Annotated in this window: 17 protein-coding genes and 1 tRNA gene; 10 read left to right on the top strand and 8 right to left on the bottom strand. The window is 68.8% G+C overall.

Annotation, left to right across the window (positions count from 1 at the left end):
- Positions 1–60: 60 nt before the first annotated feature.
- The 5 genes from OHA03_RS19195 (at position 61) to OHA03_RS19175 (ending at position 6,099) form a co-directional block, all read left to right on the top strand.
- Positions 61–912, top strand: coding sequence for a siderophore-interacting protein (locus tag OHA03_RS19195; RefSeq protein WP_267005046.1), 852 nt, complete (start codon positions 61–63; stop codon positions 910–912).
- 157 nt (positions 913–1,069) lie between these two features.
- A complete protein-coding gene (locus OHA03_RS19190; RefSeq protein WP_267005045.1) occupies positions 1,070–2,518 on the top strand; it encodes an aspartate aminotransferase family protein in 1,449 nt (482 codons plus the stop codon).
- Positions 2,502–3,779 carry a lysine N(6)-hydroxylase/L-ornithine N(5)-oxygenase family protein gene (locus tag OHA03_RS19185; protein ID WP_267005044.1) on the top strand — a complete coding sequence of 426 codons (1,278 nt, stop codon included), beginning with the start codon at positions 2,502–2,504 and terminating at the stop codon, positions 3,777–3,779. The genes OHA03_RS19190 and OHA03_RS19185 overlap by 17 nt, the downstream gene beginning before the upstream one ends.
- On the top strand, positions 3,776–4,327 hold the full coding sequence (locus OHA03_RS19180; RefSeq protein WP_267005043.1) for a GNAT family N-acetyltransferase: 552 nt from the start codon (positions 3,776–3,778) through the stop codon (positions 4,325–4,327). The genes OHA03_RS19185 and OHA03_RS19180 overlap by 4 nt, the downstream gene beginning before the upstream one ends.
- Entirely contained in the window at positions 4,324–6,099 is a 1,776-nt protein-coding gene (locus tag OHA03_RS19175; protein ID WP_267005042.1) for an IucA/IucC family siderophore biosynthesis protein, read from the top strand. The genes OHA03_RS19180 and OHA03_RS19175 overlap by 4 nt, the downstream gene beginning before the upstream one ends.
- Positions 6,100–6,190: 91 nt before the next feature.
- Here the strand turns inward: OHA03_RS19175 and OHA03_RS19170 are convergent, their stop codons facing one another.
- Positions 6,191–7,828: a beta-N-acetylhexosaminidase gene (locus OHA03_RS19170; RefSeq protein WP_267005041.1), complete on the bottom strand. Its 1,638-nt coding sequence runs from the start codon at positions 7,826–7,828 to the stop codon at positions 6,191–6,193.
- Between the two features lie 325 nt (positions 7,829–8,153).
- On the opposite strand from OHA03_RS19170, the gene OHA03_RS19165 reads away from it, so the two are divergent.
- Together OHA03_RS19165 and glmS are read left to right on the top strand one after the other, a co-directional pair.
- Entirely contained in the window at positions 8,154–8,429 is a 276-nt protein-coding gene (locus OHA03_RS19165) for a hypothetical protein (RefSeq protein WP_267005040.1), read from the top strand.
- Between the two features lie 44 nt (positions 8,430–8,473).
- Positions 8,474–10,303 carry a glutamine--fructose-6-phosphate transaminase (isomerizing) gene (glmS, locus tag OHA03_RS19160; protein ID WP_267005039.1) on the top strand — a complete coding sequence of 610 codons (1,830 nt, stop codon included), beginning with the start codon at positions 8,474–8,476 and terminating at the stop codon, positions 10,301–10,303.
- A gap of 103 nt (positions 10,304–10,406) precedes the next feature.
- Here the strand turns inward: glmS and OHA03_RS19155 are convergent, their stop codons facing one another.
- The 3 genes from OHA03_RS19155 to OHA03_RS19145 form a co-directional block, all read right to left on the bottom strand.
- Positions 10,407–10,979 (bottom strand): acetate uptake transporter, encoded by a 573-nt coding sequence (locus OHA03_RS19155; protein WP_267005038.1) that lies wholly within the window; start codon positions 10,977–10,979, stop codon positions 10,407–10,409.
- Positions 10,980–11,153: 174 nt separating this feature from the next.
- Complete coding sequence (locus OHA03_RS19150; protein ID WP_030923407.1) at positions 11,154–11,675, bottom strand: universal stress protein; 522 nt, start codon at positions 11,673–11,675, stop codon at positions 11,154–11,156.
- A 298-nt stretch (positions 11,676–11,973) separates the two neighbouring features.
- On the bottom strand, positions 11,974–12,132 hold the full coding sequence (locus OHA03_RS19145) for a hypothetical protein (protein ID WP_267005037.1): 159 nt from the start codon (positions 12,130–12,132) through the stop codon (positions 11,974–11,976).
- Positions 12,133–12,648: 516 nt separating this feature from the next.
- Between OHA03_RS19145 and OHA03_RS19140 the strand changes: the two genes are divergently transcribed.
- The 3 genes from OHA03_RS19140 to OHA03_RS19130 all read left to right on the top strand — a co-directional run bounded on the left by OHA03_RS19140 (position 12,649) and on the right by OHA03_RS19130 (position 14,696).
- Positions 12,649–13,884: a helix-turn-helix domain-containing protein gene (locus OHA03_RS19140; protein ID WP_267005036.1), complete on the top strand. Its 1,236-nt coding sequence runs from the start codon at positions 12,649–12,651 to the stop codon at positions 13,882–13,884.
- 10 nt (positions 13,885–13,894) lie between these two features.
- Positions 13,895–14,497, top strand: a complete 603-nt coding sequence (orn, locus tag OHA03_RS19135; RefSeq protein ID WP_267005035.1) for an oligoribonuclease — start codon at positions 13,895–13,897, stop codon at positions 14,495–14,497.
- A 126-nt stretch (positions 14,498–14,623) separates the two neighbouring features.
- Positions 14,624–14,696 (top strand) — tRNA-His (locus OHA03_RS19130).
- Positions 14,697–14,815: 119 nt separating this feature from the next.
- On the opposite strand, the gene OHA03_RS19125 is transcribed toward OHA03_RS19130, so the two are convergent.
- From OHA03_RS19125 to OHA03_RS19110, 4 genes are all read right to left on the bottom strand, one after another.
- On the bottom strand, positions 14,816–15,847 hold the full coding sequence (locus OHA03_RS19125) for a LacI family DNA-binding transcriptional regulator (RefSeq protein WP_267005034.1): 1,032 nt from the start codon (positions 15,845–15,847) through the stop codon (positions 14,816–14,818).
- A gap of 300 nt (positions 15,848–16,147) precedes the next feature.
- Positions 16,148–17,623, bottom strand: coding sequence for a GH1 family beta-glucosidase (locus OHA03_RS19120; RefSeq protein WP_267005033.1), 1,476 nt, complete (start codon positions 17,621–17,623; stop codon positions 16,148–16,150).
- 172 nt (positions 17,624–17,795) lie between these two features.
- Positions 17,796–18,716: a carbohydrate ABC transporter permease gene (locus OHA03_RS19115; RefSeq protein WP_267005032.1), complete on the bottom strand. Its 921-nt coding sequence runs from the start codon at positions 18,714–18,716 to the stop codon at positions 17,796–17,798.
- A gap of 15 nt (positions 18,717–18,731) precedes the next feature.
- A complete protein-coding gene (locus tag OHA03_RS19110; protein ID WP_267005031.1) occupies positions 18,732–19,730 on the bottom strand; it encodes a carbohydrate ABC transporter permease in 999 nt (332 codons plus the stop codon).
- Positions 19,731–19,746: the final 16 nt, after the last annotated feature.

Raw genomic sequence — 19,746 nt, 5'->3', positions numbered from 1 at the left:
CGGCCGGGCCGGGCCGGGCCGCGTCACCGACGCTTCCCGGTTCCTGGAAGGAGCCCTCGCATGACGACCGCCGCCGCTCCCCCCATCGCCCCCTTCCGGTTCTTCGGCCTGACGGTCGTCCGGACCAGGCGGCTGGGGCCGTCCATGCTCCGGATCACCTTCGGCGGGCCGGGACTCGACGGCTTCGCCGCCGGGGGCCGGGATCAGAGTCTGTCGCTGTTCCTGCCGCACCCCGGCCAGCCGGAACCAGTCGTTCCGGTCGATGAGAACGGTGACTGGTTCGACGCCTGGCGGGCCCTGCCCGAGGATGTCCGGGCCGTCATGCGCTCGTACACGGTCCGCGCGCAGCGCCGCGACCCCGACGGTTCGACCGAAATCGATATCGACTTCGCGCTGCACGAGGACGGCGGCCCGGCCTGCCGCTGGGCCGCCGGCGCCGCCCCCGGCGATCTCCTCAAGGCGCTCGGACCGGCCGTCGAGGACAACACGGCCGTCCGCTTCCGGCCCCCTCAGGACACCGACTGGGTGCTGATCTGGGCCGACGAGACGGCGCTGCCCGCTGCGTCCTCGGCCCTGGAGTGGCTGCCGGCCGGCATGCGGGCCCGGGTCTGGCTGGAGGTCCAGCACACCGAGGACCGCCAGGCGCTCAACACCGCGGCCCGCGCCCGGATCAGCTGGCTCGTCCGGGACGAGGGCGCACCGTCCGCCGTGGACGCCGTGCGCGCCGCGGAACTGCCCGAGGGGACCGGGTACGTCTGGATCGCGGGCGAGTCGTCGACCGTACGGACGCTGCGCCGCCATCTCGTGCAGGAGCGTCAATTCGACCGCAGGCGCATCACGTTCGTCGGCTACTGGCGCCGCGGACTGAGCGAGGAGCAGCTGCGTGCGGAAGCGGCCACCGAGGACGCGTAAGGGCATGTAATTCGGACAACTTCTGCGTCCCACGGGGGGCGAGGGAACAACGCGACGTGAAGTTAGGTTAGGCTTACCTTACTTCGGCATCGCGCCTTCGCCCCCTCTTCTGTCCTGAGGGCCCGATGAAGTTCCCCGCATCCGGGAGGACCCCTTCATGCGTTCGCACCTGCTCAATGACACAACTGCGGAGCACTACCGTCGCTCCGTCACCGCAGGAGTCGAACGGGTCGCAGCCAAACTCGCCGCCACCGACCGGCCGTTCACCGGGATCTCCGTCGACGAGCTCTCCCCGGTCGTCGACGCGATCGATCTGGACCGGCCGCTGGGCGATGCGTCCGCCGCCCTCGACGAGCTCGACCGCGTCTATCTCCGTGACGCCGTCTACTTCCACCACCCCCGCTACCTGGGGCATCTCAACTGCCCCGTGGTGATCCCCGCCGTCCTCGGCGAGGCCGTGCTCTCGGCCGTCAACTCCTCGCTGGACACCTGGGACCAGAGCGCGGGCGGAACCCTCATCGAGCGCCGGCTGATCGACTGGACCGCGGCCCGCATCGGCCTCGGACCGGCCGCCGACGGCATCTTCACCAGCGGCGGCACACAGTCCAACCTGCAGGCCCTGCTGCTCGCCCGCGAAGAGGCCAAGTCCCGCCCGGAGCACTTCAACCGGCTGCGCATCTTCACCTCCGAGTGCAGCCACTTCAGCGTCCAGAAGTCGGCGAAACTCCTCGGCCTCGGATCGGACTCCGTCGTCTCCGTCCCCGTCGACCAGAACAAGCGCATGCAGACCATGGCCCTCGCCCGCGCGCTCGAGCAGTGCGTCGCCGAGGGAGCCGTCCCGATGGCGGTCGTCGCCACCGCGGGCACCACGGACTTCGGCTCCATCGACCCGCTGCCCGAGATCGCCGCGCTCTGCGAGCAGTTCTCCACCTGGATGCATGTCGACGCCGCGTACGGCTGCGGACTACTGGCCTCGCGCGAGCGCCGTCAGCTCCTCGACGGCATCGAGCACGCCGACTCGGTCACCGTGGACTACCACAAGTCCTTCTTCCAGCCCGTGAGTTCCTCGGCCGTGCTGGTCCGGGACCGGGCGACGCTGCGGCACGCCACGTACCACGCGGAGTACCTCAACCCGCAGCGGATGGCCGAGGAGCGCATCCCCAACCAGGTCGACAAGTCCCTGCAGACCACCCGCAGATTCGACGCCCTCAAGCTGTGGATGACCCTGCGTGTCATGGGCGCGGACGGCATCGGCGAACTCTTCGACGAGGTCTGCGACCTGGCCGCCGAGGGCTGGCGGCTGCTCACCGCCGACCCGCGCTTCGACGTCGTCGTCGAGCCGCAGCTGTCCACTCTGGTGTTCCGCTGCATCCCGGCCGCCGTCACCGCACCCGCCGAGATCGACCGGGCCAACCTCTACGCCCGCAAGGCGCTCTTCGCCTCCGGCGAGGCCGTCGTCGCCGGGACCAAGGTGGGCGGCCGCCAGTACCTCAAATTCACCCTGCTCAACCCCGAAACGACCGCGCGGGACATCGCCGCGGTCCTCGACCTGATCGCCGGCCACGCCGAGCAGTACCTGGGAGACTCCCTTGACCGCGCTGCCTGACCCCCACGACTTCATCGGGATCGGCCTCGGCCCGTTCAATCTCGGCCTCGCCTGCCTGACGGAGCCCATCGACGAACTCAGCGGTGTGTTCCTGGAGTCCAAGCCGGACTTCGAGTGGCACGCCGGAATGTTCCTCGAAGGCGCCCATCTCCAGACGCCGTTCATGTCGGACCTGGTGACGATGGCCGACCCCACCTCGCCGTACTCCTTCCTCAACTACCTGAAGGAACGCGGCCGGCTGTACTCCTTCTACATCCGGGAGAACTTCTACCCGCTGCGGACCGAGTACAACGACTACTGCCGGTGGGCCGCCGCCAAACTGAGCAGCGTCCGCTTCAACGAGACCGTCGAGTCCGTCACGTACGACGAGAGCACCGCCCTTTACACCGCGGCCACCGTCGACGGTGGTCTCTTCCGCGCCCGGCATCTGGTGCTCGGCACGGGGACTCCCGCGTACATTCCGGATGCCTGCCAGGACCTGGGCGGCGACTTCCTGCACAACTCCCGTTACCTGGACGGGAAAGCAGCCCTTCAGGCGAAGAAGTCCATCACCCTCGTCGGCAGCGGGCAGAGCGCGGCGGAGATCTACTACGACCTGCTCTCCGAGATCGATGTGCACGGCTACCGGCTGAACTGGGTGACACGTTCACCGCGGTTCTTCCCGCTGGAGTACACCAAGCTGACGCTGGAGATGACCTCCCCGGAGTACATCGACTACTTCCACGCGCTGCCCGAGCAGACCCGCTACGGACTGGAGTCCGGCCAGAAGGGCCTCTTCAAGGGCATCGACTCGGAGCTGATCGACGCGATCTTCGATCTGCTCTACCGGAAGAACCTGCCCGGCCCCGTCCCCACCCGGCTCCTGACCAACTCCGCTTTGAACAGTGCGAGCTACGAGGAGTCCAGCGGTACGTACACCCTCGCCCTGCGCCAGGAGGAGCAGGGCAAGGACTACACCCTCGACACCGAGGGCCTGATCCTCGCCACCGGCTACCGCTACACCCCGCCCGCCTTCCTGGAGCCGATCACCGACCGGCTGCGCCACGACAGCCGGGGCCGCTTCGACGTGGCCCGCAACTACTCCATCGACACCACCGGGCGCGGCGTCTTCCTGCAGAACGCGGGCACGCACACCCACTCGATCACCTCGCCCGACCTGGGCATGGGTGCCTACCGCAACGCGTACATCATCGGCGAACTGCTCGGCCGTGAGTACTACCCGGTCGAGAAGTCCATCGCCTTCCAGGAGTTCGCCGTATGACCACCGACCTCGGCACCTTCACGGTCCGCGCCCTCGACCCTCTCGCCGACGCCGAGGTGGTGCACGGCTGGGTCACCCACCCCAAGGCCTCCTTCTGGCTGATGGGCGGCGCCAGGCTCGAGGACGTCGAGCGGGAGTACATGGCGATCGCCGCCCACCCGCACCACGACGCGTTCATAGGACTGCGCAACGGTGAGCCCGCCTTCCTGATGGAGCGGTACGACCCCACCGAGGTGGAGCTCAAGGGCCTGTACGAGGCCGAGCCCGGCGACATCGGTATGCACTTCCTGGTAGCCCCGTCCGACACCCCGCTGCACGGCTTCACCCGCGCCGTGATCACCGCCGTGATGGAGACACTCTTCGCCGACCCGTCGGTACGCCGTGTCGTCGTCGAGCCGGACGTACGCAACAGCGCGGTGCACGCACTCAACAAGGCCGTCGGCTTCGAGGTTCTCCGGGAGATCGCCAAGCCGGAGAAGACCGCCCTGCTCAGCGCCTGCACCCGGGAGCAGTTCGAGGCCGCACGACGCGAAGGAGCCGCCCGATGACCACGACCACCGACGCCGTCGCGCACCTCACCCCCGCACACTGGGCCTCCGCCAACCGGCAGCTCATCCGCAAGGCCCTCGCCGAGTTCGCCCATGAGCGGCTGCTGACCCCCGAACCGCTCGGGGGCGACCGCTATGCCGTACACAGCGACGACACGGCGACCGAGTACCGCTTCACCGCCCGGCTCTTCGCGCTCGACCACTGGCGGGTCGACGCGGCCTCCGTCGCCCGCCACCGGCACGGCCAGGAACTCGCCCTGGACGCACTGGAGTTCTTCATCGAACTGCGCGAGACGCTCGGCCTCTCGGCGGAGATTCTGCCGGTCTACCTGGAGGAGATCTCCTCCACGCTGGCCGGAACCGCGTACAAACTGACCAAGGAGCCGGTGACCTCCGCCGAGCTCGTCGCCGCCGGTTTCCAGGCGATCGAGACGGGCATGACCGAGGGCCACCCCTGCTTCGTCGCCAACAACGGACGGCTCGGCTTCGGTGTCGACGAGTACCGCGCGTACGCCCCCGAGGCGGCGAGCGAGATCCGGCTGGTCTGGCTCGCCGCCCGCCGCGACCGCGCGACCTTCACCGCGGGCGCCGGTCTCGACTACCCCACGCTGATCGCCGGAGAACTGAGCGGGGAGACCCAGGCCCGGTTCGCGGCCACGATGACCGGCCTCGGTCTCGACCTCGACGACTACCTGCTGATCCCCGTCCACCCCTGGCAGTGGTGGAACAAGCTGGCCGTCACCTTCGCCGGAGAACTCGCCCAGCACCATCTGGTCTGCCTCGGGAAGGGCGACGACAGCTACCTCGCCCAGCAGTCGATCCGCACGTTCTTCAACACCAGCAACCCGGACAAGCACTACGTCAAAACGGCGCTGTCCGTCCTCAACATGGGCTTCATGCGCGGGCTCTCCGCCGCGTACATGGAAGCAACGCCCGCGATCAACGACTGGCTCGCCGGGCTGATAGAGCGCGACGAGGTGCTGCGCGCGGCGCGGTTCTCGATCATCCGGGAGCGGGCGGCCATCGGCTACCACCACCGGGCGTACGAGGCGGCCACCGCCAAGGGCTCCCCGTACCTGAAAATGCTCGCCGCGCTCTGGCGGGAGAGCCCGGTGCCGGGCCTGGCAGCCGGCGAACGGGTCGCGACCATGGCCTCGCTCGTCCACACCGACCACGAGGGCAACTCCGTCGCCGGCGCGCTGATCGCCGAATCGGGACTGGCACCCGCCACCTGGCTGCGGCGCTATCTGGACGCCTATCTGGTGCCGGTGCTGCACAGCTTCTACGCGTACGACCTGGCGTACATGCCGCACGGTGAGAACGTCATCCTGGTCGTCGAGGACGGGGTCGTCACCCGCACGGTGTTCAAGGACATCGCCGAGGAGATCGCGGTCATGGACCCGGACGCGGTGCTGCCGCCGCAGGTCGAGCGGATCCGCGCCGAGGTCCCCGACGACATGAAACTGCTGTCGGTGTTCACCGACGTCTTCGACTGCTTCTTCCGCTTCCTGGCTGCCGGGCTCGCCACCGAGTCGGTCCTCGACGAGGACACCTTCTGGCGGACGGTCGCCGAGTGCGTGTCCGGCTACCAGGAGTCGGTGCCGCAGCTCGCCGACAAGTTCAAGCAGTACGACATGTTCACCGACGAGTTCGCGCTGTCCTGCCTGAACCGGCTGCAGCTGCGCAACAACAAGCAGATGGTCGACCTCACGGACCCGTCGGGAGCACTGCAACTGATCGGCACCCTGAGGAACCCGATCGCGGGGTTCTAGATCGTGGCCCCGATCGCCGGACGAGCCCGAAGAATCGAGCCCGTCCGGTGATCATCGAGGACAGAGGCGTCAGCCGGACCGCCCGGTCACCTCACTTCGCGGGCCACGGCACCTGCGCCGACCGGTAGTAGTCGATCCCCAGCGCCGAGAACCTCGGGCCCTGAGCGGCCAGCCGCACCTTGTACGCGTCCCAGTCATGCGTGGACGCCGGCGACCAGCCCAGCTCCGCGACGCCCGGCAGCCGCGGGAACGCCATCTGCTCGATCTCGTCGCTGTTGGTCAGCGTCTCCGACCAGATCGGCGCCTCGACACCGAGGACGGAGCTCTCCGGGGCGCCCTCGAGATACGTGCCGGGGTTCCAGTCGTACGAACGCTGCACCTCGACATAGCCGGCCCAGGCCAGCCCCAGCGCGGTGTCCTTGTTGTACTTCATGTCGAGATAGAGCCGGTCCGCCGGGGACAGCACCAGCTTCGTGCCGTTCTTCGCGGCGTCCGCCACCTGCTTGCGCTCGGCGGCGCCCGTCTCGTCGTAACCCCAGTACTGGGCGACCGCCCCCGCGACCGGCGTGGCCCCGGTCAGCTGGTGCCAGCCGACCACGGTCTTGCCGTACTTGCCGACGATGGCCTGCGCCTTGTTCATGAACGCCACATAGTCGTCGTGGCTGGTGGAATGCGCCTCGTCGCCGCCGATGTGGAGGTACTTGCCGGGGGTGAGCGCGGCCAGCTCACGGACCACGTCGTTCACGAAGTCGTAGGTGATGGCCTTCGGCACGCACAGCGAGCTGAAACCGACGTTCGTGCCGGTGTAGAGCGGCGGCGCGACGCCGTTGCAGTTCAGCTCGGCGTACGAGGCGAGTGCCGCGTTCGTGTGGCCCGGCAGATCGATCTCCGGCACGACCTCCAGATAGCGCGAGGCCGCGTACCGGATGATCTCCCTGTAGTCGCTCTTCGTGTAGTAGCCGCCGGCTCCGCCGCCGACCTCCGTCTGCCCGCCGTACGTGGCGAGCCGCGGCCAGGAATCTATGGCGATGCGCCAGCCCTGGTCGTCGGAGAGATGCAGATGGAATTTGTTCATCTTGTAGAGGGCCAGCTGGTCGATGTAGCGCTTGACCTCGGTGACGGAGAAGAAGTGCCGGGAGACATCGAGCATCGCGCCGCGGTACGCATAGCGCGGCGCGTCCGTGACCGTGCCGCCCGCAACCTTCCAGGGGCCCGCCTGACGGCTTTTCTTCTCCACATCGGCCGGCAGCAGCTGACGCAGCGTCTGAACTCCGTGGAAGAGCCCTGCCGGGCGGCGCGCGGTGATGGTGACGGATCCGCGGCCGGACTTCAGCGTGTAGCCCTCCGCGCCCAGCTTGCTGTCGTGGGAGCCGAGCCGCAGCCGGATGCCGTCGCTGCCGCCGCTGCCGGTGACCGGCAGGGCGTACCCGGTGGAGGGGCGCAGCACGCCCGCCAGATACTCGCCGATCTTCCGGGCCTCGCTGGAGCCGTGGTCGATGCGGATCTTCGTTCCCGCGGTGATGACGTACGGGGATCCGCCCGCCCTCGCTTCGGCGGGGGCGGGCACGATCTGCCCGAGCGGACGGGGCGCGACGGAGGCGGCCGGGCCGATGCTCGCCGCCGCCGCTCCCGGAGCCGCGCCGGCACTGGAGATACCGGCCGCTGTGACGAGCAGCAGCGAGCCGAGAAGACGGGGAAGGGCGGTGCGCTGTGTCCTGTGCAGTCTCACAAGCCGGGTCCCTTTCGACGGGTTCACACCTGTGGATCTCCTGAGAAACGAACCATCACCATGCGTATCGTGCGGCCCACGCGTGGTCAAGGTGTAGACCACTTCCCCTTTTGTGGCCGACGGAATCTGACGTACAGCGGAAATCATCCGGTCGGGACGGGGCCCGCACCCCGAAGCAACTCTGAGCAATCTCTCGATGACGAGAAGTGATATCGAGCTCTCTCGACGCCACCTGGGGCGCCCCGGGGAGTGCGATTGCACTCACGCCTGCCCGAAATCGGGCAGAATTGTTGCGTACGGCCTTCATCCACCGCAATATCGACGAGTGCTCGAACGCCGTCCGTCGCATGACGACCTCATCGATCACCTGGTGCGCTCCACCTCGCTTCAGCGCGGGGAAGCAACCCGGGTGATCCTCGACGTGCTGGCGTACTTCGACGAGACGACCGACGACTTCGTGCGCCGCCGCCACCGGGAACTGCAGTCCGGCGGCCTGGTGAACGCGGAGATCTTCGAACGGATCGCGGCCGAGCTGCCGCACCGGGCGGTCGCGCCGCCGGAGCTGTCGCTCCGCCAGCTGCGCCGCATCGTCTACGGCTGAACAACGGGCACTCACAAGTACGTCGATGGAGGGGAAGAGACCATATGTGCGGAATCGTCGGATACATCGGGAAGCGTGACGTGGCTCCGCTGCTGCTGGAAGGTCTGCAGCGGCTCGAGTACCGGGGTTACGACTCCGCGGGCATCGTCATCACAGGCAAGGCGTCGGCCGGGAAGCCCGCCGCGCTGAAGATGGTCAAGGCGAAGGGCCGGGTCCGCGAGCTGGAGTCCCGTATCCCCAAGCGCTTCACCGGCACCACCGGTATCGCCCACACCCGCTGGGCCACCCACGGCGCCCCGAGCGACGAGAACGCGCACCCGCACCTGGACGCCGACCACAAGGTCGCCGTCGTCCACAACGGCATCATCGACAACGCCTCCGAGCTCCGTGCGAAGCTCGTCGCCGACGGCGTCGTCTTCCTCTCCGAGACCGACACCGAGGTACTGGTCCACCTGGTCGCCCGCGCGCAGGCGGACACCCTGGAGGAGAAGGTCCGCGAGGCCCTGCGCTCGATCGAGGGCACGTACGGCATCGCCGTCATGCACGCCGACTTCAACGACCGCATCGTCGTCGCCCGCAACGGCTCCCCGGTCGTCCTCGGCATCGGCGAGAAGGAGATGTTCGTCGCCTCCGACGTCGCCGCGCTGGTCACCCACACCCGCCAGGTCGTCACCCTCGACGACGGCGAGATGGCCACCCTCAAGGCCGACGACTTCCGTACGTACACCACCGAGGGCTCCAGCACGACGGCCACGCCGACCACCGTGGAGTGGGAGGCCGAGTCGTACGACATGGGCGGCCACGACACGTACATGCACAAGGAGATCTCCGAGCAGGCCGACGCCGTCGACCGGGTGCTGCGCGGCCGGATCGACGACCGTTTCTCCACCGTCCACCTGGGCGGTCTCAACCTGGACGCCCGCGAGGCGCGCGGGGTCCGCCGGATCAAGATCCTGGGCTGCGGCACCTCGTACCACGCAGGCCAGATCGGCGCCCAGCTGATCGAGGAGCTGGCCCGCATCCCCGCGGACGCCGAACCCGCCTCCGAGTTCCGCTACCGCAACCCGGTCGTCGACCCCGACACCCTGTACGTCGCGGTCTCCCAGTCCGGCGAGACCTACGACGTACTGGCCGCCGTCCAGGAGCTCAAGCGCAAGGGCGCCCGCGTCCTCGGCGTGGTCAACGTGGTCGGCTCGGCGATCGCCCGGGAGGCCGACGGCGGTACGTACGTCCACGCGGGCCCCGAGGTCTGCGTCGTCTCCACCAAGTGCTTCACCAATACGGTGGTCGCGTTCGCGCTGCTCGCCCTGCACCTCGGCCGGATCCGCGACCTGTCGGTCGCCGACGGCAAGCGGATCATCGAGGGTCTGCGCAGGCTGCCCGCCCAGATCACCGAGATCCTCGAGAACGAGGACGAGATCAAGAAGCTGGCCGCGGAGTACGCGGACGCCAAGTCGATGATGTTCATCGGCCGGGTGCGCGGCTACCCCGTCGCCCGTGAGGCCTCGCTGAAGCTCAAGGAGGTCTCGTACATCCACGCCGAGGCCTACCCGGCGTCCGAGCTGAAGCACGGCCCGCTGGCCCTGATCGAGCCCGCGATGCCGACGGTCGCGATCGTGCCGGACGACGAGCTGCTGGAGAAGAACCGCGCCGCGATGGAGGAGATCAAGGCCCGCAGCGGCCGGATCCTCGCGGTCGCCCACCAGGTGCAGGAGAAGGCCGACCACACCATCGTCGTACCGAAGAACGAGAACGAGCTGGACCCGATCCTGATGGGCATCCCGCTCCAGCTCTTCGCTTACCACACGGCGCTGGCCATGGGCCGCGACATCGACAAGCCGCGGAACCTCGCGAAGTCCGTCACGGTCGAGTAGCACGCGCGGCAGTACGCCGGACAGGGAGCGGCCCCGCACCACGCCACCACGGGTGCGGGGTCGCTCTCTCGCGTCGGCAGGGTCGCACCGGCCGACGGCTGCCTCAGCCGGTGGCCGTCACACCTCGGCCGGCAGCGCGCTTCGGGAGCACCGTCGGCCATTTGGCCAGCGCCGCCGTCGCCCCGTACCAGGCGGCGAGACCGGCAACCGCGGCGAGCCAGCCGCCGACCTTGCCGAGCCCGTCACTGTCGGCGAACTGCCCGACGCCCAGGAGCAGAAGCCCCAGGAAGAGCAGTCCGTACGTCCCCTGGGCGAGCCGACCGCCGCCGGCCGACCCGAGGGCCAGGCTCAGTGCGAACAGTGCCCAGAGCAGCAGGAACAGGCCCGCGGCGTGACTGGAGACTTGGGCACCGGCACCGGTGCCCCAGGTGAACCAGAAGGCGCCGAGTCCGACGAAGGCCGTGCCGGTGAAACCGCTGCCGGCGCGGAACTCCAGCAGTCCGGCGACGAACAGGGCTATACCGCCGACATACAGCGCGAGCGAGACGGCGTCGGCCGCCGTCACACCGTCGATGACCCCGGTGTGACCGATACCGAACGCCAACAGGGTGAGTCCCAGGGCGAGATGGCCGAGGGTGGAGGTGCTGCTGTTTCCCGCAGAGACGTCATTGTCCACGGCGGGCTCCCTTCAAGGCAGTGGTGCTGTTTCCAGTGACCCTTATGTACCCTTCACAAGCGCACAATCCACCTCTACGGGTGAGTAGGTTGCCTGTTTCCAACAGCGAGTTGACGCCACGTCGGAGAACGAGGGAGCGGCGAGGGATCGCCGAGGGTCCGCCAGGAGCCCGCGCTAGGGAATGACCACGACCGGGCGCTGCGCGCGCCGCGCCAGCCGCCCCGCCACCGAGCCGAAGATCCGGCCGACGATGCCGTGCGTGGAGCCGACGACGATCGCGTCGGCCGAGTACTCCCGGCCCACGTCCTCCAGCTCGTGGCAGATGTCGCCGCCCCGCTCGACAAGCACCCACGGCACCTCGGAGAGGTAGTCCGCACAGGCGAGCTCCAGCCCGAGGACCTCGGTGCGGTGGTCGGGCACGTCGACGAAGACGGGCGGCTCACAGCCTGCCCAGACCGTGGTCGGCAGGCGGTTGGCAACATGGACGATGATCAGACCGGAACCTGATCTCCGGGCCATCCCGATGGCATAGGCGAGGGCTCGCTCACTGGACGTGGAGCCGTCGAAGCCGACCACGACCCCATGCCGGAAGGCGGGATCGCAGGAATGGCGTGTTTCTTCGACCGCCTGCTGGTCCGACAGAGGGTCGGCTACCTGCTTGCGGTCCGCGGGTTCGGGGATTTCGTGACCGGCCATCGGTGTCTCGGCGAAGAGAGTCCTCGTGAGGAGTGAGCGGCTTGGGGAAGGTGTATCAGCGGGCGGTGATGCGGTGTCCGGGAATCATCTTCCCAACCCCTTACCCCCAAGGGTACGGCGCCACTCCTCCACTGCCCAGACCCCCGCAAAGCGCGTGCGACGTTCCAGGGAGCATGCCCGAGGCGGCACCGTATGGCAATGCCGGTTGCGTAGTACATCGAGCTTGCGTGAACAGGAGACAGCACTCGGTGACCAGCGGGCGGGCAGGCGCCGCCGGTCACACGCCGGCGCCGCGGAGTCACGGCATCGCGCGCTCCGCACCGAAGTACAGCATCCAGGAGCACTGCGGCGGAGCGATGCCGGGAAGCGACGCCGCGGCGGTGTTCAGCTGTTCACCGGCGCCGGTCGCCCGCGTGGCGTTCGGCACATCCGCCGCCCCGTCCGCCGGTACACCCACCGGCCGGATACCGCCATCCGACCGGGGCCCGTCGTCCCCCTCGCGGCCTGCCGGACCCTCGCCCCGCCCACCCGACCGCCGGCGCCTACGGGCGCAGTCGCTCCGCCAGGGGTGTGCGCCGGTCAAACGACGGATTCAGACTTGCGCAACCATATATTTTCAGCCAACTTCTCACCCCGGCCCATTCCTTGGGGAATTGGCCGATCAACCCCCTTGCCACCAGGCAAGAAGAGACCAGGCGGTACGCTTCCACCCGACGGGGACGGGCCACGAATACGAGGCGCACTTCCCTGCACGGCTTCTGAGTGAAACGCTTCGTGATCGAATGCTTCCCGCCAAGTTGCCTTGTCGACATAGTGCTGGTTGGTCAACTTGTCACGCCGGCACCGCGGGACGCAGTAGATTCGATCTTGGGTGCCGAAGACTGGGGACTCGCGCAAGACCGAGGGGAAATGTGCAGGAGCGACAGGCCCGTAAGGACCAGGGAGACGCGAACACCGAGGGGGGCTTAGCGTCATGAGCCAGGACTCCGCCGCCGCAACGGAGGCTGTACGGAAGCTCAGCGGACGACGACGTCGGGAAGTCGTCGCCGTGCTGCTCTTCAGCGGCGGCCCCATCTTCGAGAGCTCCATCCCGCTCTCCGTGTTCGGAATCGACCGTCAGGACGCGGGAGTTCCGCGCTACCGACTGCTCGTCTGCGGCGGGGAAGAGGGACCGCTGCGGACCACGGGGGGACTCGAACTCACCACGCCCTACGGGCTGGAGGCGATCAGCAGGGCAGGCACCGTCGTGGTGCCCGCCTGGCGTTCGATCACCTCGCCGCCGCCCGCAGAGGCGCTGGACGCGCTGCGCCGCGCCCACGAGGAAGGGGCCCGCATCGTCGGGCTGTGCACCGGGGCGTTCGTGCTCGCCGCCGCGGGCCTGCTGGACGGCCGCCCGGCGACCACGCACTGGATGTACGCACCGACGCTGGCCAAGCGCTATCCGTCGGTCCATGTCGATCCGCGTGAGCTGTTCGTCGACGACGGCGATGTGCTCACCTCCGCCGGGACGGCTGCCGGCATCGACCTCTGTCTGCACATAGTCCGCACGGACCACGGCACGGAGGCCGCCGGGGCGCTGGCCCGCCGGCTCGTGGTGCCGCCGCGGCGCAGTGGCGGTCAGGAGCGCTACCTCGACAGGTCTTTACCTGAAGAGATCGGCTCCGACCCGCTCGCCGAGGTCGTGGCCTGGGCGCTGGAGCATCTGCACGAGCAGTTCGACGTGGAGACGCTGGCCGGGCGTGCCTATATGAGCAGGCGGACCTTCGACCGGAGGTTCCGTTCGCTCACCGGCAGCGCACCGCTCCAGTGGCTGATCACCCAGCGGGTGCTGCAGGCTCAGCGGCTGCTGGAGACGTCCGACTACTCGGTCGACGAGGTCGCGGGCCGCTGCGGCTTCCGCTCGCCGGTCGCGCTGCGCGGACATTTCCGGCGCCAGCTGGGCTCCTCCCCCGCCGCCTACCGGGCCGCCTACCGGGCCCGCCGTCCGCAGGCCGGGGCGCTGGACCCGGTGGCGACCGCGATCGAGACGGTCGTGCCCGCACAGGGCGCGTCCGCGAGCCGGAGGGCCGGTGCGACGGGGACCCCGTCGGGCCCCGTGGCCGCGGCCTCCACGGCGGTCGGTACGGGTCAGCCGGATCACGGGAAGCCGGGGTCCGATGCTTACGCCACGGGACGCCCGACCCTGCCGGGGCAGCGCAGCGCCCCGTAGGGTGGGGCGTATGAACGATCGCATGGTGTGGATCGACTGCGAGATGACCGGGCTCTCGTTGACGGAAGACGCACTCATCGAGGTGGCCGCACTGGTCACCGACTCGGAGTTGAACGTGCTCGGCGACGGGGTGGACATCGTGATCCGCCCGCCGGACAGGACCCTGGAAACGATGCCCGAGGTGGTGCGGCAGATGCACACCGCCTCGGGCCTCCTCGACGAGCTGGCCGGCGGCACCACCCTGGCCGACGCCGAGGCCCAGGTGCTGGCCTATGTGCGCGAGCACGTGAAGGAGCCGGGCAAGGCCCCGCTCTGCGGAAACTCGGTCGGTACCGACCGTGGCTTCCTGGCCCGCGACATGGCGGCTCTGGAGGGCTACCTCCACTACCGGATCGTCGATGTGTCCTCGATCAAGGAGCTGGCCCGCCGCTGGTACCCGAAGGCGTACTTCAACAGCCCGGAGAAGAACGGCAACCACCGGGCGCTCGCGGACATCCGTGACTCCATCACGGAGCTGCGGTACTACCGGGAAGCGGTCTTCGTACCGCAGCCCGGGCCAGACTCCGAGCAGGCGAAGGCCATTGCGACACGCCTGACGCAGCAGTCGGCTTAGACCCTCGGGAAGCCGCTGGTCACGGGCGCTTCAAGGCCTGGGATCAGCGGCTGAACAACAAGGGCGCGAGCACCCTCTCGGACCCTGTACACTTTTTCTCGGCCGGTCAGAAAAAGACCGGACATGGTGGGTATAGCTCAGATGGTAGAGCACCTGGTTGTGGTCCAGGATGTCGCGGGTTCGAGTCCCGTTACTCACCCTGAAGGGAAGGGCCCCGGTCTTCGGACCGGGGCCCTTCTCGTGTGTCCGTACGACTGAGCCTCCCTCACCAGGTCCTTGTGTGACGGTCGTCACTCCAGTCCCTGGCCGGGGCGACCGTCAGGACGAATCGCGGACGACGAGTTCCGTCGGGAGCACGATCTGCGGGCGCTCCTCGTTCTCGCCCGCGATCTCCTGGAGCAGCACCCGCGTCATCACCCGGCCCATCTCCTCGATCGGCTGGCGCACGCTGGTGAGCGCCGGGTCCATGTGACGGGCCACGGCCGAGTCGTCGAAGCCGATCAGCGCCACATCGTCCGGGATCCGCCGGCCCGCCTCGCGGAGTACCTGACGGGCACCCGCGGCCATCACGTCGGAGGCGGCGAAGACCGCGTCCACGTCGGGGCGGCGGGCCAGCAGCTCCCGCATGGCACGGGCCCCGCCGTCCTCGGTGAAGTCGGCAGGGGCGATCAGTTGCTCGTCCGGGCCGAGACCCGCCGCCGCGACCGCCTTGCGGTAGCCGTCGAGGCGGCGCTGCGCGCCGTACACATCGAGGCGCCCGGTGATCGTGGCGATGGAGCGGCGGCCGCGGGAGATGAGATGGTCGACGGCGCCGCGGGCACCCTCGAAGTTGTCGGAGTCGACCGCGGCGAGCGTCTCGGAGGCGGATCTGCGGCCGCTCATCACGGCCGGCATGCCGAGCTGTTCCAGCAGGTCCGGCAGCGGGTCGTCGGCGTGTACGGAGACCAGTAGCACGCCGTCGACGCGGTGCGCGGTCAGATACTGGGCCAGCCGCTTCCGCTCGCGGTCGTTGCCCACGAGAGTGAGCAGCAGTTGCATCTCGGTGTCGGCGAGGGCCGCACCGACCCCGCGGACGATGTCCGAGAAGTACGGCTCGGCGAAGAACCGGGTCTCGGGCTCGGGCACGACGAGGGCGATGGCGTCCGTGCGGTTCCCGGCGAGTGCGCGGGCCGCTCGGTTGGGTACGTATCCCAGCTCGGCGACGGCAGCTTCGACCGCCTCACGGGTGTGCTCGCTGACCCGTGGCGAGCCGTTGATGACCCGTGAGGCCGTGCCACGTCCGACTCCGGCCCGTGCCGCGACCTCTTCGAGCGTGGGCCGCCCGCCGCTCCGTACTCGCGCTGCCGCCATGGCTGCCTCCCGTTCGCGGTCAACTTCTCATAGTCGGATAACCAAGCCAAGTCCACCTGTTGGACCCCGTGACACCTGTCCGACCTCGGAAGGCCTGCCGGGCCCCAACTATGGGAGCGCTCCCACCCTACGGGATGGCGACGCCGGGTGCAGGTGACCAGGGGGGTACGGATCTGCGGATGCGCATCCGGGGGCGGCCGGAACATCGGGAGCTGCGGAAACGACGGAGACCCGGCGCGGGCCGGGTCTCCGTCGTCTGTCGCGTGCGCTTGCCTGGGAAAGTCAGAGGAGTCAGAGGAGTCAGGGGAGTTCGGGAACCGGCGGAAGGGCGTGACGGCGGATCACATCGGCGTACCAGTGGGCGCTCGCCTTGGGGATGCGGCGCTGGGATGCGTAGTCGACGTAGACCGCGCCGAAGCGCTTGGAGTATCCGTACCCCCACTCGAAGTTGTCCATCAGCGACCACAGGAAGTAGCCGCGGACATCCGCGCCGTCGGCGACGGCCCGCTGGACGGCGTCGAGGTGGCCGCGCAGGTACTCGATCCGCTCCGGGTCGTCGACCCGACCGTCGGGCGAGACCTGGTCGTCGAAGGCCGCACCGTTCTCGGTGACCATCAGGGGCAGGCCCGGGTGGTCGTGGGTGACGTCCATGAGCAGCGCGTACAGCCCGTCGGGGTCGATCGCCCAGTTCATCGCGGTGCGCTTCTTGCCCTCCGAGAGGTGGAAGGCGACCTGCTCGGAGCCGGTCCACGGGGAGTGGTCGCTGTTGCCGTGACCGTCGTCGCGGGAGTCACCCCTGCCCGCTTCCGGCATGGAGACGATCGTGGGCGTGTAGTAGTTCACCCCCAGCACATCGACGGGGCGGGAGATGGCTGCCAGGTCGCCGTCGTGGACCAGCTTCGACCAGTCCACCAGGTGCGAGGTGTCGGCGATCAGGTCCTCGGGGTACGCACCGCGCAGCATCGGGCCGGTGAAGATCCGGTTGCCGACGGCGTCGATCCGACGGGCGGCGTCCGCGTCGGCGGCGCTGTCGGTCAGCGGGCGGACCTGGTGCAGATTGAGGGTGACCGAGGTCTGCGCTCCAGCGGGGAGTCGACCGCGCAGTACCTCGATCGCCCGTCCATGGGCGAGGTTGAGATGGTGTGCCGCGCGCAGGGTGGCCGCCGGTTCGGTGCGGCCGGGGGCGTGCACGCCGGAGCCGTAGCCGAGGAAGGCCGAGCACCACGGCTCGTTGAAGGTGGTCCACACGGGGACCCGGTCGCCGAGGGCACCGGCCATGATGGCGGTGTAGTCGGCGAAGCGCTCGGCGGTGGCCCGCTCGGGCCAGCCGCCCGCGTCCTCCAGCTCCTGGGGAAGGTCCCAGTGGTAGAGGGTGGCGACGGGGGTGATGCCCGCCTCGAGGAGCTCGTCGACGAGCTTGCGGTAGAAGTCCAGTCCGCGTTCGACGGCGGGGCCGCGGCCGGTCGGCTGCACCCGGGACCAGGAGACGGAGAAGCGGTAGGCCTTCAGCCCCAGCTCCTTCATCAGCGCCACGTCGTCCCGGTAACGGTGGTAGTGGTCGGCGGCGACATCGCCGGTGTCACCGCCCAGAACCTTGCCGGGGGTGTGGCTGAAGGTGTCCCAGATGGAAGGCGTGCGGCCGCCCTCGGCAGCCGCGCCTTCGACCTGGTAGGCGGCCGTGGCCGCCCCCCAGACGAAGCCCGTCGGGAAGCGTGTCGGCGAGTTCGTTGCCTCGGATGCCGGCTTCGGGGTGATGTCAGGTCGTACGGCAGTCATGCGGGAGCGCTCCCATGTGTGGACGGAACAGAGGCAGGGGGAGGGAGAGAAAGGTACGGGGTGGGGCTCCGGGCCCGTACGGCCTGTGGTCGGGGACAGGCCGTACGGGACGTCCGGGACGTCGGGGGCGGCGGGTGACGGAGAGCCACCCGGCGGACCGGGTGCCGTCGGGTCAGCCCTTGACGGCGCCGGACATGATCCCCCCGACGATCTGCTTGCCGAAGATCACGAAGACCACGAGCAGCGGCAGCGTACTGATCAGCGCACCGGCCATGACGATGCTCTGGTCGGGGGTGTAGGAGGCGCTCAGCTGGCCGAGGGCCACCTGAAGCGTCGGGTTCTGCTGGTTCAGGGCGAGATAGGGCCAGAAGAAGTCGTTCCACGCCTGCACGAAGGTGAGCATCCCGAGCACCATCATCGCGGGGCGGGCCACCGGGAGCACCACGCTCCGCACGATGCGGAAGTTGTTCGCGCCGTCGATCTTGGCGGCCTCGATCAGCTCGTACGGAAGCGCCTCGCTCAGATACTGGCGCATGAAGAACACGCCGAACGCACTGACCAGCGTCGGGAAGATCACCGACTCGAGGTTCCCGCCCCAGCCGATGTCGGACATCATCATGAACAGCGGGACGACGCTGAGCTGCGGCGGGATGGTCAGAGTGGCGATGACTCCGGTCATCAGCGCGCCGCGGCCCCGGAACCGCATCTTGGCGAAGGCGTATCCGGCCAGGGTGCAGAAGAAGAGCGTCGCCGCCGTGATGCAGCTGGACACGATGACGCTGTTGACGATCGCCTTGCCCAGATGGGCCTGGCTCCAGGCGGCGTCGAGGTTGTGCAGCAGCCGGCTGCCCGGCAGGAACGGCGGAGTGGAGGCCAGCACTTCGTCCTGGGTGTGGGACGCGGCCACCAGGGTCCAGTACAGCGGCAGCAGCGAGCCGATACCGACGACGGCCAGCGCGATGTAGGCGAACGGACCGCCCTGCAGCTGCTTGCCGGCGCCGGGCTTGAAGCGGCTCGGGCGCTTCGGGAGGCGGTGTGCGGAAGGTACCGGGAGGCCGAGCTCCGGGACTTTGGTGGGGCTGGTCATGGTCATGGATATCGCTCCCGGTCAGGCCGCGGATTTGCGTACGAAGCGGCCGATGAGCCAGTTGACCGCGGCGATGATCAGCAGGAGGGCGAGCATCGCCCAGGCCACTGCGGCGGCCGGACCGAGATGCCCCAGGTTCCAGCCGTAGTTGTAGAGGTAGACGCTGAGGGTCTCGTACTGATTCTCGTTGCCTCCGGTCGCGCCGAGGGTGCCGCCCTCCAGCAGCAGGGGCTCACCGAACAGCTGCATGGAACCGATGGTCGAGATGACGATCGTGAAGAGGATCGTGGGCCGCAGCGAGGGAATCGTCACCTTGCGGAACTGCTGCCAGCGCGAGGCTCCGTCGAGCGAGGCCGCCTCGTACAGATCGGTCGGCACCGCCTGCATCGCGGCCAGGTAGATCAGGGTGTTGTAGCCGGTCCAGCGCCAGATCACGATGACCGAGATGGCGATCTTGGACGTCCAGTGCCCGTTGACCCAGTTGGTGTCACCGAGGCCGACGAAGTGCAGCGCCCAGTTCAGCAGACCGCCGTCGGCCCGGAAGACCAGGGCGAAGACGAGGGCCGCGGAGGCCACCGAGGTGGCGTACGGGGTGAGGACGACCGTCCGCCAGAAGGTGCTGGCGCGGAGCTTGTAGTTCAGCAGATGGGCCAGGCCCAGTGCGACGAGCAGCTGCGGGACCGTCGACATGACACCGATCAGGAAGGTGTTGCTGACGGCCGTCCAGAACTCCGAGTCGTGCAGGATCTTGTCGAAGTTGTCCCAGCCGACCCATTCCATCTGGTTCAGTCCGGTCATCTCCACCCGGTGCAGGGCGATCCAGCCGGTGTAGACCAGCGGATAGAGCCCGAAAGCACCGAAGACGAGGAAGAACGGGGCTATGTAGGCGTACGGCGATGCCTTGTCGTCGAACCGCCAGAGCCGGCTCCGCCACGTCTGTCGGCGGGCGTTCGCCGGTGTCTGCTGGGAACCGCGGGGTGGCGGGGCGTATGCATCCCGGGTGGGAGTCGAGGTGGCCACGGGCGGGAGTCCTTCC

Origin of the sequence: Streptomyces sp. NBC_00154 (assembly GCF_026342835.1) — a bacterium.
Taxonomy (GTDB): domain Bacteria; phylum Actinomycetota; class Actinomycetes; order Streptomycetales; family Streptomycetaceae; genus Streptomyces.
The sequence above is the reverse complement of the archived record's forward strand: the minus strand, read 5'-3'. Positions and strand labels throughout refer to the sequence as shown.

What these genes read in the sequence shown, in the direction of transcription:
- OHA03_RS19195 (WP_267005046.1), top strand. Translation starts at nt 61, where the DNA reads ATGACGACCGCCGCCGCTCCCCCCATCGCCCCCTTCCGGTTCTTCGGC.
- OHA03_RS19190 (WP_267005045.1), top strand. Translation starts at nt 1,070, where the DNA reads ATGCGTTCGCACCTGCTCAATGACACAACTGCGGAGCACTACCGTCGC.
- OHA03_RS19180 (WP_267005043.1), top strand. Translation starts at nt 3,776, where the DNA reads ATGACCACCGACCTCGGCACCTTCACGGTCCGCGCCCTCGACCCTCTC.
- OHA03_RS19175 (WP_267005042.1), top strand. Translation starts at nt 4,324, where the DNA reads ATGACCACGACCACCGACGCCGTCGCGCACCTCACCCCCGCACACTGG.
- glmS (WP_267005039.1), top strand. Translation starts at nt 8,474, where the DNA reads ATGTGCGGAATCGTCGGATACATCGGGAAGCGTGACGTGGCTCCGCTG.
- OHA03_RS19150 (WP_030923407.1), bottom strand. Translation starts at nt 11,675, where the DNA reads ATGGCCGGTCACGAAATCCCCGAACCCGCGGACCGCAAGCAGGTAGCC.
- OHA03_RS19140 (WP_267005036.1), top strand. Translation starts at nt 12,649, where the DNA reads ATGAGCCAGGACTCCGCCGCCGCAACGGAGGCTGTACGGAAGCTCAGC.
- orn (WP_267005035.1), top strand. Translation starts at nt 13,895, where the DNA reads ATGAACGATCGCATGGTGTGGATCGACTGCGAGATGACCGGGCTCTCG.
- OHA03_RS19125 (WP_267005034.1), bottom strand. Translation starts at nt 15,847, where the DNA reads ATGGCGGCAGCGCGAGTACGGAGCGGCGGGCGGCCCACGCTCGAAGAG.
- OHA03_RS19120 (WP_267005033.1), bottom strand. Translation starts at nt 17,623, where the DNA reads ATGACTGCCGTACGACCTGACATCACCCCGAAGCCGGCATCCGAGGCA.
- OHA03_RS19115 (WP_267005032.1), bottom strand. Translation starts at nt 18,716, where the DNA reads ATGACCATGACCAGCCCCACCAAAGTCCCGGAGCTCGGCCTCCCGGTA.